Annotated in this window: 13 protein-coding genes and 1 pseudogene; 10 read left to right on the top strand and 4 right to left on the bottom strand. The window is 75.6% G+C overall.

What is annotated here, in order from left to right; translation table 11 throughout:
* A pseudogene (locus IE287_RS35025) lies at positions 1 to 255 on the bottom strand (DUF4097 family beta strand repeat-containing protein); the annotation flags it as partial.
* Between the two features lie 275 nt (positions 256 to 530).
* On the opposite strand from IE287_RS35025, the gene IE287_RS35020 reads away from it, so the two are divergent.
* The 7 genes from IE287_RS35020 to IE287_RS34990 all read left to right on the top strand — a co-directional run bounded on the left by IE287_RS35020 (position 531) and on the right by IE287_RS34990 (position 9067).
* On the top strand, positions 531 to 1280 hold the full coding sequence (locus IE287_RS35020; protein ID WP_189853440.1) for a GbsR/MarR family transcriptional regulator: 750 nt from the start codon (positions 531 to 533) through the stop codon (positions 1278 to 1280).
* 73 nt (positions 1281 to 1353) lie between these two features.
* Entirely contained in the window at positions 1354 to 3585 is a 2232-nt protein-coding gene (locus tag IE287_RS35015) for an acyl-CoA dehydrogenase family protein (protein WP_189853439.1), read from the top strand.
* A gap of 11 nt (positions 3586 to 3596) precedes the next feature.
* Positions 3597 to 4790: a lipid-transfer protein gene (locus IE287_RS35010; RefSeq protein ID WP_189853438.1), complete on the top strand. Its 1194-nt coding sequence runs from the start codon at positions 3597 to 3599 to the stop codon at positions 4788 to 4790.
* Between the two features lie 40 nt (positions 4791 to 4830).
* Entirely contained in the window at positions 4831 to 6300 is a 1470-nt protein-coding gene (locus IE287_RS35005) for an MFS transporter (RefSeq protein WP_189853437.1), read from the top strand.
* Positions 6301 to 6427: 127 nt separating this feature from the next.
* Complete coding sequence (locus IE287_RS35000; RefSeq protein ID WP_189853436.1) at positions 6428 to 7117, top strand: DUF998 domain-containing protein; 690 nt, start codon at positions 6428 to 6430, stop codon at positions 7115 to 7117.
* Between the two features lie 7 nt (positions 7118 to 7124).
* On the top strand, positions 7125 to 8396 hold the full coding sequence (locus tag IE287_RS34995; RefSeq protein WP_189853435.1) for a sensor histidine kinase: 1272 nt from the start codon (positions 7125 to 7127) through the stop codon (positions 8394 to 8396).
* Complete coding sequence (locus tag IE287_RS34990) at positions 8393 to 9067, top strand: response regulator (RefSeq protein WP_189853434.1); 675 nt, start codon at positions 8393 to 8395, stop codon at positions 9065 to 9067. Before IE287_RS34995 ends, IE287_RS34990 begins: the two co-directional genes overlap by 4 nt.
* A 16-nt stretch (positions 9068 to 9083) precedes the next feature.
* Here IE287_RS34990 and IE287_RS34985 read toward each other — a convergent pair whose 3' ends face one another.
* On the bottom strand, positions 9084 to 9716 hold the full coding sequence (locus tag IE287_RS34985) for a response regulator transcription factor (protein WP_189853444.1): 633 nt from the start codon (positions 9714 to 9716) through the stop codon (positions 9084 to 9086).
* Positions 9717 to 10157: 441 nt separating this feature from the next.
* On the opposite strand from IE287_RS34985, the gene chsH3 reads away from it, so the two are divergent.
* From chsH3 to IE287_RS34970, 3 genes are read left to right on the top strand one after another with little or no spacing between them, the layout of a single operon-like run.
* A complete protein-coding gene (chsH3, locus tag IE287_RS34980; protein ID WP_189853433.1) occupies positions 10158 to 11012 on the top strand; it encodes an enoyl-CoA hydratase ChsH3 in 855 nt (284 codons plus the stop codon).
* Positions 11013 to 11036: 24 nt separating this feature from the next.
* Entirely contained in the window at positions 11037 to 12113 is a 1077-nt protein-coding gene (locus IE287_RS34975; protein WP_189853432.1) for a Zn-dependent alcohol dehydrogenase, read from the top strand.
* 12 nt (positions 12114 to 12125) lie between these two features.
* Positions 12126 to 13070 carry a 3-oxoacyl-ACP reductase gene (locus IE287_RS34970; RefSeq protein ID WP_189853430.1) on the top strand — a complete coding sequence of 315 codons (945 nt, stop codon included), beginning with the start codon at positions 12126 to 12128 and terminating at the stop codon, positions 13068 to 13070.
* Positions 13071 to 13166: 96 nt separating this feature from the next.
* Here the strand turns inward: IE287_RS34970 and IE287_RS39225 are convergent, their stop codons facing one another.
* Together IE287_RS39225 and IE287_RS34965 are read right to left on the bottom strand one after the other, a co-directional pair.
* Positions 13167 to 13301: a hypothetical protein gene (locus IE287_RS39225; protein WP_268255011.1), complete on the bottom strand. Its 135-nt coding sequence runs from the start codon at positions 13299 to 13301 to the stop codon at positions 13167 to 13169.
* Positions 13302 to 13355: 54 nt separating this feature from the next.
* The gene (locus tag IE287_RS34965) at positions 13356 to 14519 is read right to left on the bottom strand and encodes a hypothetical protein (protein WP_189853428.1); all 1164 of its coding nucleotides are present in this window, start codon (positions 14517 to 14519) and stop codon (positions 13356 to 13358) included.
* Positions 14520 to 14740 lie beyond the last annotated feature (221 nt).

Raw genomic sequence — 14740 nt, 5'->3', positions numbered from 1 at the left:
GAGCTGGACGGTGATCTCGACGGAGCCGGAGGCGCCGAGGAGCTGGTTGTTCGTCTCGGGGGCGGTGATCCGCAGGACGCCGTCGGTGAAGGAGACGGTGGTCTTTTTCGCGGCCTTGACGTCGCGGCTGCGGCCGGGGACGGCGGGGCGGATGTCGACGGTGGTGTCGGTGCGGTCGGCGGCGATGAAGCGGAGGTGGCCGGCGGGGGCGGTGACGACGGCGGTGACGGGGGCGGCGGTGGCGAAGGTCTGCATGGTGACTGCTCCTGTGTGAGTTTCTCTCGGCCGGTGTTTCCGACAAGGGAAAAGTTACGTTGCTTTCCAGGGCGTGGCAACTGCTTCGTTGCGCTGGAATCGCATATACGCAGGTCAGAATGGAGAATTCATTGCAATGAAAGCTGGATTGATGCAACGGCATATGCCCAGGCGTTGCAATGATGGGAGGGTGAACGCTATGCTGGCGCCGTATCGGGCCCGTGAGGGGCGCGGACCACACGGACGCGCGGACGCGCGGAGGAAGGGAGACGGCGATGCCGGGAGGCAGGCTCACCCAGCAGGAGCGTCAGCAGATCGCGCTGGGGCTCGGTGACGGGCTCGCCTACGCGGAGATCGCGCGGCGGCTCGAACGTCCCACCTCCACCGTCACGCGCGAGGTGATGCGCAACGGCGGCCCCGCCGCCTACCGCCCCGACCTCGCCCACCGCGCCACCGAGAGCCGCGCCCGGCGGCGCCGGTCCGGCGGTGCCGCCCAGCCGGCCGTGCGGGCCGACGGGCGGGACGCGGCGGCCGTGCGCGACTACGAGGAGGCCTTCGCCACCGTCTTCATGCAGGGCGGACTGCCCCGCATGACGGCCCGCGTCCTCGCCGCCCTCTACGCCACCGACGCGGGCAGCCTCACCGCCGGCGAGCTCGGCGAACGGCTCCAGGTCAGCGCCGGGTCCATCTCCAAGGCCGTCACCTTCCTGGAGAGCCAGAGCCTCATCCGGCGCGAGCGCGACGACCGCCGCCGCGAGCGGTACATCGTCGACGACGAGCTCTGGTACCAGTCGATGATCGCCGCCGCCAAGGCCAACGAACAGATGGTCGAGATCGCCCGGCAGGGCGTCGCCGTCCTCGGCGCCGGCACCCCGGCCGCCGCCCGCCTGGAGAACGTGGCCCGCTTCATGGACTTCGTGAGCGAGGGGATAGTGCGGGCGGCCGAGCAGGCCCGGGAGATCCTGCTGTCGAAGCCCGCGCCCCCGCGGGACGCGGAGGCGGAAGCGGCGGAGGGGGAGGGCTGACCGCCCGCGGGGCGCGGGATCCACTCCGTATCTGACCTTCCGTCAGAATGGAACGTGTTCTAATCTGCGCGCCATGGGCATCGCCATCACGCACGAACAGCGGGACCTCGCCCGGTCCGTCCGCGCCTGGCTCACCCGCGCCGCACCCCCCGAGGAGCTCCGCCGGTGGCTCGACGCGCCCGAGCCGCCGCGCGGCCGGCCCGGACACTGGGACGCCGCCGCCGCGCAGGGCCTCCTCGGGATCCACGTACCCGAGGAGCACGGAGGCGGGGGCGGCGGCCTCGACGACCTCGCCGTCGTCGTGGAGGAGACCGCCCGGGCCCTCCTCCCCGGCCCCTACCTCCCCACCGTCCTCGCCGCCGCACTCCTCCACCACGCCGCACCCCTCCACCCCGCCGACCGGCCGGAACCCGGGCCCGCGGGCCCCGGCACGCTCCTCGCCGACCTCGCCGAAGGACGGCGGACCGGCGCCGTCGCCCTCGGCGGCACCGGCACCCTCACCGCCGTGCGCACCGGCACCGGATACCTCCTCGACGGCACCGCGCCGCCCGTCCTCGGCGCCGGCCAGGCCGACCTGCTCCTCCTCCAGGCCGCCACCGCCGACGGGACCGTCTGGCTCGCCGTGGACACGCCCGGCGCACCCGGGGCGCCCGCCGGGACCGGACCCGCCGTCCGTGCCCACGCCTCCGCCGACCCCACCCGGCCCACCGCCGAGGTCACCGCCGCCGCCCTCCGCGTCCCCGCCGGCCGGGCCCTCGCCCTCGACACCGGCCTCGCCCACGACCTCGCCGCCGTGCTCTTCGCCGCCGACGCCTGCGGCACCGCCGCCCGCGCCGTCGAGACCGCCGCCGAACACGCCCGCACCCGCGAACAGTTCGGCCGCCCCATCGGGCAGTTCCAGGGCGTCAAACACCTCTGCGCCGACATGCTCGTCCGGCTCGAACAGGCCCGCGCCCTCACCTGGGACGCCGCCCGCGCCGCCCACGACCCCGCCCGGCCCCTCGTCGCCGCCCTCGCCGCCGCCACCGCCCTCGACGCCGCCCACGGCTGCGCCAAGGACTGCATCCAGATCCTCGGCGGCATCGGCTTCAGCTGGGAGCACGACGCCCACCTCCTGCTCCGCCGCGCCCTGGTCGCCCGGCAACTCCTCGGCACCGGCGACCGCTTCCGGCTCGACGCCCTCCGGCACGCCGCCGGAGGGCTGCGCCGCGGCCTCCGCCTCGACCTGCCGGCCGCCGCCGAGCCGTACCGCGCCGCCGCCCGCGAGGCCCTCGGCGCCGCCCGGGGACTCGACCCCGCCGCCGCCCGCCGGGCCCTCGCCCCCACCGGCTACGCCGCCCCGCACCTCCCGGAGCCGTACGGCCTCGGTGCCGGCCCGCTCCAGCAGCTCGCCGTCCAGCGCGAACTCGACGAGGCGGGCATCGTCGTCGCCGGACTCGGCATCGCCACCTGGGTCGTGCCCTCCCTCCTCGCGCACGGCAGCCCCGCCCAGCAGGAACGCCACCTCGGGCCCACCCTCCGCGGCGAACAGCGCTGGTGCCAGCTCTTCTCCGAGCCCGGCGCCGGCTCCGACCTCGCCTCGCTGCGCACCCGCGCCGAACGCGCCGGGGACGGCAGCTGGCGGATCACCGGACAGAAGGTGTGGACGAGCGCCGCCCAGGGGGCCGACCACGGCATCCTGCTCGCCCGCACCGACCCCGACGCCCCCAAGCACCGGGGGCTCACCTACTTCCTCGTCGACATGAGGAACACCCCCGGCATCGACATCCGCCCCCTCAAGGAGATCACCGGGGACTCCCTCTTCAACGAGGTCTGGTTCGACGACGCCGTCCTCCCCGCCGACGCCGTCGTCGGCGAGGTGAACGACGGCTGGCGCGTCGCCCGCAACACCCTCGGCAACGAACGCGTCCACATGGCCGACCAGGTCGTCTTCGACACCGGCCTCGAAGCGCTCATCAAGGCCTCCGCCGAGGCCGACGGCTCCGTCCGCGCCCGCACCGGCGCCCTCCTCGCCGAGGCCCACGCCCTCGCCTGCATCGGCCTGCGCACCACCCTCCTCCAGGTCTCCGGCCTCGAACCCGGTGCCGGCGCCAGCGTCCGCAAACTCGTCCAGACCCTCCACCAGCAGAAGACCGCCGAACTCGCCCTCGAACTCCTCGGCCCCGACGGCGCCGTGTGCGAGGGACCCGGCGCGGCGGCCGTCCACGGGGTCCTCATGTCCCGCTGCCTCACCATCGCCGGGGGCACCACCCAGGTCCAGCTCAACGTCGTCGCCGAGCGCCTGCTCGGCCTCCCCAGGGACTGAGAGGGCACGCCATGAAGTCGTACATCGTCGGGGTCGGCATGACGAAGTTCGAGAAGCCCGAGACCCGCGACTGGCAGTACTGGGACATGGCCCGCGAGGCCGGCACCGCCGCCCTCGCCGACGCCGGGATCCCGTACGGGAAGGTCGAACAGGCCGCCGTCGGCTACTGCTTCCAGGCCTCCACCGCCGGTCAGCGGGCCGTCTACGAACTCGGCCTCACCGGTCTGCCCGTCTACAACCTCAACAACAACTGCGCCACCGGCTCCACCGCCCTGATGACCGCCCGCCAGTTCGTCGAGGGCGGCATCGCCGACTGCGTCCTCGCCCTCGGCTTCGAGAAGATGAGCAGGGGCTCCCTCGGCGGCGGGGCGGGCGGCGCCGGGGACTTCGCGACCTCCCCGGTCGCCCGCCACTACGGCATCATGGCCGCCGCCCACGGCTTCGAGGCCTCCCCGCCCACCGCGCAGATCTTCGGCAACGCCGCCCGCGAGCACATGGAGCGGCACGGCACCACCGAGGCGCAGCTCGCGGCCGTCGCCGCCAAGAACCACCTGCACTCCTCGCGCAACCCCCAGGCCCAGTTCCAGGACGTCCACACCGTCGACGAGATCCTCGCGGCGAAGACCGTCCACCGCCCCCTCACCAGGCTCCAGTGCTCGCCCACCTCCGACGGGGCCGCCGCCGCCCTCGTCGTCTCCGCCCGCTTCGTCGCCGCCCACGGCCTGGAGGACCGGGCCGTGGAGATCGCCGGCCAGGCCATGACCACCGACACCGGCGAGTCCTTCGCCTCCGGCTCCTGCATCGACGCCGTCGGCCGCCCCATGGCGCGGGAGGCCGCCCGCAGGGCGTACGAGGCGTCGGGACTCGGCATCGAGGACGTCGACGTCATCGAGCTCCACGACTGCTTCTCCATCAACGAGCTCCTCACCTACGAGGCCCTCGGCATGTGCGAGGAGGGCGCCTCCGGCAAGCTCGTCGAGTCCGGTGCCACCACCTACGGGGGCCGCTGGGTGGTCAACCCCTCCGGCGGCCTCATCTCCAAGGGCCACCCCCTCGGTGCCACCGGCCTCGCCCAGGCCGCCGAACTCGTCCGGCAGCTCCGCGGCGAGGCCGCCGGCCGGCAGGTCGCCGGCGCCCGCGTCGGCCTCGCCCACAACATCGGCCTCGGCGGCGCGGCGGTGGTGACCCTGCTCCGCAGGTCGTAGGCCTTTTCGCGCATGTACGGGGCGGAGCCGGTCTGCGACCATGACAGCCATGCCGCAGACCGACTCCGCCACCGGATCCACCTCCACCGCCCCGTCCTCCCGCACCCGACCCTGGCTCGTCGTCCTCGTCGCCTGCGCCGGACAGTTCCTCGTCGTCCTCGACGTGTCGGTCATGAACGTGGCCCTGCCCTCCCTCAAGGCCGACCTCGGCCTGGGCACCCTCGGCCTCCAGTGGGTGCTCAACGCCTACTCGATCGCCTTCGCCGGCTTCATGCTGCTCGGCGGCCGGGCGGCCGACCTGTACGGACGCAAGACCATGTTCCTGGCGGGACTCGGCCTCTTCACCGCCGCCTCGGCCGTCGGCGGCATCGCTCCCGAGGGCTCCTGGCTCATCGGCGCGCGCGCCGCGCAGGGCCTCGGCGCGGCGGCCCTCTCGCCGGCCACCCTCACCCTCGTCACCTCCGCCGTCCCCGCCGGCGCCGCCCGCAGCCGGGCCATCGGCACCTGGACCGCGGTCGGCGCGGCCGGCGGCGCCGCGGGCGGCTTCGTCGGCGGCCTCCTCGTCGACCTGCTGAACTGGCGCTGGGTCCTCCTCGTCAACGTCCCCGTCGGCGTCCTGATCCTCGCCGCCGCCGCGCTCTGGCTCCGCGAGGGCCGCGCCGCCGCGGGCCGCCGCCTCGACCTGCCCGGAGCGGTCCTCGTCACCGCCGGACTGGCCACCCTCGCCTACGGCATCGTGCAGACCGAGACGGCCGGCTGGACCTCCGCCGCGACCCTCCTGCCGCTCCTCGCCGGCCTCGCCCTGCTCGTCTGCTTCGTCGCCGTCCAGCGGCGGACCGAGGAGCCCCTCGTCCCGCTCGGCATCTTCCGCAACCGGGCCGTGTCCGCCGCCAACGCCGGCATCCTGCTGTGCGGTTCCAGCTCCTTCGGCATGTGGTTCTTCATGACCGTGTACGCCCAGAACGTCCTCGGCTACACCCCGCTCCAGGCCGGCCTCGCCCTCGTCCCCAGCTCGCTCGCCGTCCTCGTCGGGTCCAAGGCCGCGCCCCGTCTGATGACCGCGACCGGCGCCAAGCCCCTCGCCGTCGCCGGCATCCTCGTCGCCGCCGCCGGTTTCGCCTGGCAGTCCACGCTGACCGCCGACGGCACCTTCCTCACCACCATCCTCGGCCCCGGCGTCCTCATGATGGGCGGCATCGGCCTCGCCACCACGCCGCTCGCGACCCTCGCCACCTCCGGCGCCGCCCCCGGCGACGCCGGCCTCGTCTCCGGTCTGGTCAACACCTCCCGGACGATGGGCGGCGCCCTCGGCCTCGCCGTCCTGACGACGGTGGCCGCCGCCGTCCCCACCGGCCCCGACTTCTCCGCCGTCGGCGCCCCGGACGGCGCCCACCTGGTCCCCGGCTACGCCATGGCCTTCCGGGTCTCGACCGGGGTCCTCCTCGCCGCGGCCGTCCTGACGGCCGTCTGGCTGCCCCGCTCCGTACACCGGACGGTGCAGAAGCCCTAGCCGCCGTCACCGTCCGGTGTACCCCGGGGTGACCGCGCCGGGAGGACGCGGCCGGCCCGTCCCGCTCCCTAGCTTCGTGACCACGGCTCCGGAACCACCGGAAGCGACCACGAGCGAGGACGGCACGATGAAGACGATGGACGCGACGGGCACGACGGGCACGACGGACGCGACGGGCACGGCGGGCACGGCGGCGACCACGGGGGTGCGGGCGCCCCTCGCGCTGATCGCCGGCGGCGCCCTGGCCATGACGGCGGTGGAGCTGCTGAACCCCGGCCAGGACCCGGTGAGCGAGGTCCTCAGCCGGTACGTGCACGGCACCGCGGGCGCGCTCCTCCCGGCGGCCCTGCTGGCCGTCGCCGCGGCCTCCGCCGTCCTCGCGGTACGCCTCCGGGGCGGGGCCGGGCGGATCGCGGTGGCGGTGTGGGCCCTGGGGATCCTGGTCGCGGGGGTCTTCCCCGCAGACCCGTCCGGCCGGCACCACCGCCCCTCGGCCTCCGAACTCGTCCACGGCAACGCCGCCTTCCTCGCCTTCGCCGCCCTCCCGGTGGCCGCCCTCCTGCTCCGCCGGACGCTCACGGCGGCCCGGCCCCGCCTGCGGACCGCCCTCACCGCCCTCACGGCGGCCTCCCTGCTGGGCACGGCCGCCCTCGCCGTCTTCCTGGCCGACGTCATGGACGGCGGCCCCTCCCTCGGCCTGGGCGGCGCCCCCACCCTCCTCGGCCTCGTCGAGCGGATCGTGCTCGCCGCCGACCTCGGCTGGGTCGCCGTCGCGCTCGTCGCGACCACGGCCGGGGAGCGGGGCCGTCGTGCATGATCGGCGGATGGACCGACCGCTCACGCGCACCGTCGCCGCCCTGCGCGGGGTGGCCCCCGCCGACGCGCTCCTCGCCGCCGGCACCGTCGTCGCCGTCCTGGCGGGCACCGCCCGCCTCGGCGGCCGGCTGGACGCGGCGGGCGCCCTGCCGCTCGCCCTCTGGCTCGGCCTGCTGCTCCTGGGCCGGCGCCGGTGGCCGCTCGCCGTCCTGCTCCTCTCCGTGCAGGCCGTCATCGTCTTCCGCACCTCGGGCCTCACCGACCTCGGCTGGATCTGGCCGGTCTCCGCCGCGTACGCCTGCCTCGCCGCCGACGACCGCCCCGGCCGCCCCGGCCTGCCGTGGGCCGCCGGGGTCGGCCTGGCCGAACTCGCCTTCGCCGCGGGCTGGGAGGTGACGGCACTCGGCACCGGGCCCCGCGAGGCCCTCGCCTCGCTGGGTGCCGAGACGCTGTGGCTGGCGCTGCTGCTCGCCGCCGCCACCGCCCACCGCGACCGGCTCCGCTGGCGCGCCGAACGCGACGCCCGCCTGCTCCGGGAGGCCCGCGAGCGCGACCTGGAGACCGGCCGGCGGATCGCCGAGGCCCGCCTGGAGATCGCCCGCGAACTTCACGACGTCGTCGGCCACACCCTCACCGTCGTCGGCCTCCAGCTCCGCGTCGCCGCGGAGTCCCTGGACGACTCCCCGGCGGAGGCCCGGGCCGCCCTCGCCACCGCCCAGGAGGTCCGCACCGCCGCCGTACGCGACCTCCGCTCCCTCGTCCACGTCCTGCGCGCGCCGGGGGAGCGGCCGTCCGCCGCCCCGGAGGAGCCCGCCGCCGGGCTCCCGGAGCTCGCCGCCCTCGTCGACCGGATGCGCACGCCCGGACTCGACATCCGGCTGGAGACCACCGGCGACCCCGCCGCCGTTCCCGCCCCGGCCTCCCTCGCGGTCCACCGCGTCGTCCAGGAGGCCCTCACCAACACCGCCCGCCACTCCGGTGCCTCGCGGGCCGAGGTCACCGTCCGGATCGGCGGCGGCCGCGTCGAGGTCACGGTCGCCGACGACGGCCGGCCCTCCGGGGAGCGGCCCGCCGGCCCCACCCCCGGTCACGGGCTCCGGGGCATGGCCGAACGGGTCCACGCGCTGGGCGGCGAACTCACCGCCGGAAGAACCGGGAACGGGACGGCGGACGCGAAGGGCGGCGCGGCCGGGACCGGCTCCGGGACCGGGGACGGCACCGGTACCGGCTCCGGATGGCTGGTCCGGGCCGTCGTCCCCGTGCCAGGCTTCCCCTCATGACGATCAAGGTGCTCCTCGCCGACGACCAGGCCCTGGTGCGGGCCGGCTTCCGCAGCCTGCTGGGCCGCGCCAGGGACATCGAGGTCGTCGGCGAGGCCGGCACCGGCGACGAGGCCGTCCGCACCGCCCGCGCCGTCCGCCCCGACGTCGTCCTGATGGACATCCGGATGCCCGGCACCGACGGTCTCACCGCCACCCGGACCCTCGTCGCGGACCCCGGCCTGACGGGGTGCCGGGTCATCGTCCTCACCACCTTCGAGACCGACGAGTACGTCTTCGCGGCCCTGCGCGCCGGCGCCAGCGGCTTCCTCACCAAGGAGACCGAGCCGGACGACCTGCGCCAGGCCGTCCGCGCGGTCGCCGCGGGCGACGGCCTGCTCTCCCCGGGCGCGACCCGCCGGGTGATCGAGCAGTTCGCCCACCGCCCGGCGGCCGCCGCCCCGGACCCCGGACGCCTGGACGTCCTCACCCCCCGCGAACGCGAGATCACCCGCCTGATCGCCACCGGCCTCTCCAACGACCAGATCGCCGAACGGCTCGTCATCAGCCCCCTCACCGCGAAGACCCACGTCACCCGGGCCCTCGCCAAGCTCGGCGCCCGCGACCGCGCCCAGCTGGTGATCCTCGCCTACGAGACGGGCCTGGTCCGCCCCGGCGGCGCCCCGGCCTGACCGGCGGGGCGGGTCCCTACAGCCAGCCCTGCTGCCGGGCGGACCGGGCCGCCTCCGTCCGGTTGCGGGTGCCGGTCTTCCCGATCGCGGACGACAGGCAGTCCCGCACGGCCGACTCCGGCAGGTGCAGCCGGCCCGCGATGTCCGCGATCGTCGCCCCGTCCACCGCCGCCGACAGGGCCTCCCGCTCACGGGCCGTCAGCGGGTTCGGCCCCGCGGCGGGCGCGGCGGCGGCGAGCGCCGGGTCGATGACGGTCTCGCCGCGCAGCACCGTCCGGATCGCCTCCGCCAGCTCCTCCACCGGCCCGTCCTTCACCAGGAACCCGGCCGCCCCGGCCTCCCTCGCCCGCCGCAGGTACCCCGGCCGCCCGGAGGTCGTCAGGATCAGCACCCGGCAGTCCGGCACCTCGTCCCGCAGCTCCGCCGCCGCGTCGAGTCCGGACCGCCCCGGCAGTTCGATGTCGAGGAGCGCCACGTCGGGCCGGGTGACCAGCGCCCGGTCCACGATCTCGTCCCCCCGTCCGACCTGGGCGACGACCTCGATGTCCGCCTCCATCCCGAGCAGCAGCGCGAGAGCCCCGCGCATCATCCCCTGGTCCTCGGCGAGGAGGACCCGAATCGACTTCACCGGCCGGTGATCCCGAGGCATCTCGTCCACGTCCACAGCCTAGGCCGTCTCCCGGACCGGGCCGGGGAGACGGCGCCGTCCCCCGCCGGGAGCTCCGCCGTCGGGCGGAAGCCGCCGCCCGGGGCGCGGCCGCCGTCGGGGTGCCGCCCGTCGCCGCCGGGCGTTCGGCCGGGCCGCGCGGGCCGCTGCCGGAGGGGCGCGGCGGGCGTGCGGGCACCGGTCCGGCGGTGTCGGACGTCCCGGGCGGTCCCCGTCCCGGCGTGTCTGACGTACCGTCAGGAGTCTTCGCGCGCAAGGGTTCCCAACATCCGGACGCTCCGCTATACATGGGGGGCACCGAACTGGAACGCGTTCTACATCGACGCGTACGGGACGGTTCCCGCACGGCCTCGGCGTGACCGACGGTGCGGACGGTCGCGCCGAGGTCTTCCACTCCAGGGATCTCCAAGGAGCAGCAAGTCGATGCCCATTGACCCCGCCGAGGCCCTCGCCGCCGAACCCCGCAGCGCCGAGATCGCCTGGGACCACAAGGACGTCCAGCTCTACCACCTCGGGCTCGGCGCCGGCAGCCCCGCCACCGACCCGGCCGAGCTGCGCTACACCCTCGAATCCCGGCTCCACGTGCTGCCCAGCTTCGCCACCGTCGCCGGCGCCGGCATGGGCGTCGTCGGCGGGCTCTCCGCCCCCGGAATCGACATCGACCTCGCGGCCGTCCTCCACGGCGGCCAGTCGATCACCCTCCACCGCCCGCTGCCCACCGGCGGCCGGGCCGTCTCCACCTCCCGCGTCGCCGCCGTGTACGACAAGGGCAAGGCCGCCATCCTCGTGCTGCGCTCCGAGGCCGCGGACGACGAGGGCCCCCTGTGGACCTCCGACGCCCAGATCTTCGTCCGGGGCGAGGGCGGCTGGGGCGGCGACCGCGGCCCCTCCGAGCGCCTCGGCCTCCCCGGCCGCGAGCCGGACAAGACCGTCGAGCGCCCGATCCGCGAGGAGCAGGCCCTCCTCTACCGGCTCTCCGGCGACTGGAACCCGCTCCACGCCGACCCCGAGTTCGCCCGCCTCGCCGGCTTCGACCGGCCGATCCTGCACGGACTCTGCTCGTACGGCGTGACCCTCAAGGCCGTGGTCGACACCGTGCTCGGCGGGGACGTCACCCGGGTCCGCTCGTACCGCACCCGATTCGCCGGGGTCGTCTTCCCCGGCGAGACCCTGCGCATCCGGATGTGGGCCGACGAGGGCCGCGTCCAGGTGACCGTGACGGCGGTGGAGCGCGAGGACGCGCCCGTGCTCGCCGACACCCTCGTCACCCACTCGTAGACCCGTCCCGGAGGGAGCCGCACCATGCGCGCAGCCGTACTGCACGAGATCGGCCAGGACAAACTCGAAGTCCTCGACGACGTCGAGGCGGTGGGCTTCGGCCCCGGCAAGGTGAGGATCCGGGTCCGGGCCACCGGCCTGTGCCACTCCGACGTCTCCGCCATGAGCGGCGTCCTGCCCCAGCCCGCGCCCTTCATCCCCGGCCACGAGGGCGCCGGCGAGATCCTCGACGTCGGCGACGGCGTCACCGGGCTCTCCGCGGGCCGGCGCGTCCTGCTGTGCTGGCTGCCCGCCTGCGGCGCCTGCGCCGCCTGCAAGCGCGGTCAGACCCAGCTCTGTCTCGCCGGCTTCATGAACGCGGGCACCCCCAACTTCAGGCGCCCCGGCGGGGACGTCTTCGGCTTCGCCGGGACCGGCACCTTCACCGAGGAGGTCGTCGTCGACGCCGGCTGCGCCGTCCCGATCCCCGACGACGTGCCCTTCGACATCGCCGCCCTCATCGGCTGCGGCGTCACCACCGGCCTCGGCGCCGCCATCAACACCGCCAAGGTCGAGGCCGGTTCGTCGGTCGCCGTGATCGGCTGCGGCGGCGTCGGCATCTCCGCCGTCCAGGGCGCCCGGCTCCAGGGCGCCGCCCAGATCGTCGCCGTCGACCCCGTCGCGTCCCGCCGCGAGGCCGCGCTCCGCTTCGGCGCCACCGAGGCCGTCGCCCCCGAGGCCCTGGGCGACGCCAAGCAGCGGATCACCGCCGGCGAGGGCTTCGACTACGTCTTCGAGGTCGTCGGCAAGTCCGCCACCGCGCGGACCGCCTACGAGACCACCCGGCGCGGCGGCACCCTCTGCGTGGTCGGCGCCGGCGCCATGGACGACAACCTCCAGCTCAACATGTTCGAGCTGTTCTTCGACGAGAAGCGGATCCTGCCCTCCATGTACGGCGGCGGGGACGTCCTGCGGTCGTACGAGCGGGCCATCGCCCTCTGGCGGGCCGGCCGCATCGACCTGGAGTCGCTGATCACCCACCGGGTCCCGCTGGCGAACGTCAACGAGGCCCTGGAGCAGATGCGGACCGGCACGTCCCTCCGCACCTGCATCGAGATCTGAGAGGACCCCGCCATGTCACTGCCTCTTGAGGGGCTCAGCGCGATCGTCACCGGCGCCGGGCGCGGACTCGGCCGCGCCGAGGCGCTCGAACTGGCCCGGCTCGGCGCCGCCGTCGTCGTCAACGACTACGGGCAGGCCGGCCGGGACGGCTCCGGGGAGGCGTCGGCCGCCCCCGCCGAGGAGGTGGCCGCCGAGATCACCGCGGCCGGCGGCCGGGCCGTCGCCCACCTCGGCGACGTCTCCGACCTGGAGACCGCGCGCGGCCTGGTCGACCTGGCCGTGGCCGAGTTCGGCAAGCTCGACGTCCTGGTCAACAACGCGGGCATCCTGCGCGACCGGATGGTCTTCTCGATGAGCGAGGACGAGTGGGACTCGGTGATCCGCGTCCACCTCAAGGGCCACTTCAACACCACCCACTTCGCCGCCGCGCACTGGCGCGGGCGGTCCAAGGCGGGGGAGACCGGCGTCTACGGCCGGATCGTCAACACCTCCTCCGAGGCCTTCCTCGCCGGCTCGGCCGGACAGCCCAACTACGCGGCGGCCAAGGGCGGCATCGTGGGCCTCACCACCTCGACGGCGCTCGCCCTCGCCCGGTACGGGGTCACCGCCAACGCCATCTGCCCGCGCGCCCGCACCCGCATGACGGAGGACGTCTTCGCCGGCTTCGCCGAGCCCGCGGGCCAGGACGAGCTCGACCCGCTGTCGCCGGAACACGTGGCCCCGCTCGTCGGGTACCTCGCCTCGCCGGCCGCCGCCAAGGTCAACGGACAGCTCCTCGTCGTGCACGGCGGGATGGTCGCGGTCGTCGAGCGGCCCCGGGTGGCCGCCAAGTTCGACACGGCCAAGGAGGCCTTCGGCTTCGAGGAGCTGGACGGGCTGCTCACCCCGTACTTCGAGGGGCGCCCGCCCGGCGAGACCTTCGCGGCCTCCGAGGTGCTGGGGCTGAAGAAGGGCTGAAACCGGGCCGCGGGGGGCGGCCACGGGAACGGCGGGGACGGCGAAGGGCCCCGGGGAGCGGATCCCCGGGGCCCTTCGCCGCACGCGCGGGAGCGTCTACCGCTCGTCCGCCTCGCGCCGGTGCCGGCCGTGCGGCGAGGAGGAGGACTCCTCCGCCGCGGCCGCCCCGCGGTGCCGTCCGGCCCCCGTGTCCGGCGACTCCTGCGCCGCCTCCGTGCTGTTCTCCGCCATGGTTCGTGCTCACCCCGTTGGAACGCGCTCGTGCTTTTTGCTGCGGCGGTGAGTCTAACCAGCGGGTTTACGGTCCGTCAGCGGCGCCTGCTGGAGGGGCACCGGCCGGCACGCGCGCGGCTGCTCCTCCTGCGGCCCGGCACCGGCCGGAGGGCCCGCCTCCCCGCACGGCTCCGGCTCCTCCGGCACCGAGAGGCCGGCCAGCGCGCACGGCAGCTCGGGGGTCGAGCACGGCAGCCGCAGTATCCCCTCCCGGGACCAGAACCCGGCCCCGGCCACCCACCCGGGCGGCGCCGCGACCTGGTGCATCCGCCGCCCCGACGGCCGCCACAGCCCGACCCAGCTGCCGCTCGCCGCGTCGATCCGCAGCGCCACCCCGCAGCTCTCCGGCATCAGCACCTGCCCCGGCTGGATCGCGAAGGGCGTCACCGCCGCGTCGTCGAGCCGCAGGCACTCCGGGAAGCGCACCGGCAGCAGACTGCCCAGCACCCCCCAGCCCAGCCGCTCGTGCCCCGGCGAGGGCGCGTCCGAGCGGATCAGGAGCAGCCCGCTGTCCGGGTCCGCGAGCAGCAGCCGGTCCTGGCTCGCCTCGGTGATCTGGAGCAGCGGCGTCACCTCGCCGCCCCGTTCCAGGTCCACCGCCACCGTCTTCACCGGCCCGTCGCCGATCCGCCGGTCCAGGGCCAGCATCCGCCCCGTGCGGTCCAGCCAGACCCCGCCCGCGCAGCGGCCGGGCACCTCCGCCACCCGCTCGGGACCGAAGGCCCCGCCCGCCACCAGCCAGAGCGTGGTGGTCTCCGGCCCGGAGTGCAGCGCGTACGCGCAGATGCCGTCCGGGGACGGCGGCAGCAGCTCCACGCAGCCGGGGCCCGGGGCCTCCACCGAGCCGAGCCGCAGCTCGCCGGTGCCGGGCCCGGTCGGGTAGAGCAGCGAGAAGGTGTGGCGCCGTCCGTCCACCCGGCGGCACACCAGGACCCGCCCGTCGGCGAGCGGCAGCAGCCGGGTGCCGGACTCCTCGGGCTGGTCCAGCGGGAGCGGGACGGCGTACGGCTCCGGGCCGTCGAGGGTCCACCGCTCGGCGTACAGGGCGTCCCCGGCGCCCGCGAGCCTGGCTCCGTACGCGCCGTTCACCGTGATCGCGAAACCCGCCGGGGGGTGGACGGCCGTCCCTTCGTGGTCGCCGTCCTCGGCCGCGGTCTCGATGGCACACGCTGTCATCGACTCGTCACCTCCGGCCACGAAGCTAGTTTTCGCACTTCCAGCCGAACAACACGAGCACCCGCACTTCACACATATGGATGGCGGTCGGTCGGTTCGACGGAGCGGCGGGGCCGATTGTGCTGGCGGGGCCGGAGGGCCCGGGGGAAGGCCGGCCGGGGCGGATCCCGCGACCCCGCCCCGAGCCGCCCCCCCCGCCGCCCGCAGGGCCTCCCCGCCTC

Origin of the sequence: Streptomyces omiyaensis, assembly GCF_014650895.1 — a bacterium.
GTDB lineage: Bacteria > Actinomycetota > Actinomycetes > Streptomycetales > Streptomycetaceae > Streptomyces > Streptomyces omiyaensis.
The sequence above is the reverse complement of the archived record's forward strand: the minus strand, read 5'-3'. Positions and strand labels throughout refer to the sequence as shown.

Coding starts and splice junctions, on each gene's coding strand:
- IE287_RS35010 (WP_189853438.1), top strand. CDS start 3,597: ATGAAGTCGTACATCGTCGGGGTCGGCATGACGAAGTTCGAGAAGCCC.
- IE287_RS39225 (WP_268255011.1), bottom strand. CDS start 13,301: ATGGCGGAGAACAGCACGGAGGCGGCGCAGGAGTCGCCGGACACGGGG.
- IE287_RS34985 (WP_189853444.1), bottom strand. CDS start 9,716: ATGCCTCGGGATCACCGGCCGGTGAAGTCGATTCGGGTCCTCCTCGCC.
- chsH3 (WP_189853433.1), top strand. CDS start 10,158: ATGCCCATTGACCCCGCCGAGGCCCTCGCCGCCGAACCCCGCAGCGCC.
- IE287_RS34970 (WP_189853430.1), top strand. CDS start 12,126: ATGTCACTGCCTCTTGAGGGGCTCAGCGCGATCGTCACCGGCGCCGGG.
- IE287_RS35015 (WP_189853439.1), top strand. CDS start 1,354: ATGGGCATCGCCATCACGCACGAACAGCGGGACCTCGCCCGGTCCGTC.
- IE287_RS34975 (WP_189853432.1), top strand. CDS start 11,037: ATGCGCGCAGCCGTACTGCACGAGATCGGCCAGGACAAACTCGAAGTC.
- IE287_RS35020 (WP_189853440.1), top strand. CDS start 531: ATGCCGGGAGGCAGGCTCACCCAGCAGGAGCGTCAGCAGATCGCGCTG.
- IE287_RS35005 (WP_189853437.1), top strand. CDS start 4,831: ATGACAGCCATGCCGCAGACCGACTCCGCCACCGGATCCACCTCCACC.
- IE287_RS35000 (WP_189853436.1), top strand. CDS start 6,428: ATGAAGACGATGGACGCGACGGGCACGACGGGCACGACGGACGCGACG.
- IE287_RS34990 (WP_189853434.1), top strand. CDS start 8,393: ATGACGATCAAGGTGCTCCTCGCCGACGACCAGGCCCTGGTGCGGGCC.
- IE287_RS34995 (WP_189853435.1), top strand. CDS start 7,125: ATGGACCGACCGCTCACGCGCACCGTCGCCGCCCTGCGCGGGGTGGCC.
- IE287_RS34965 (WP_189853428.1), bottom strand. CDS start 14,519: ATGACAGCGTGTGCCATCGAGACCGCGGCCGAGGACGGCGACCACGAA.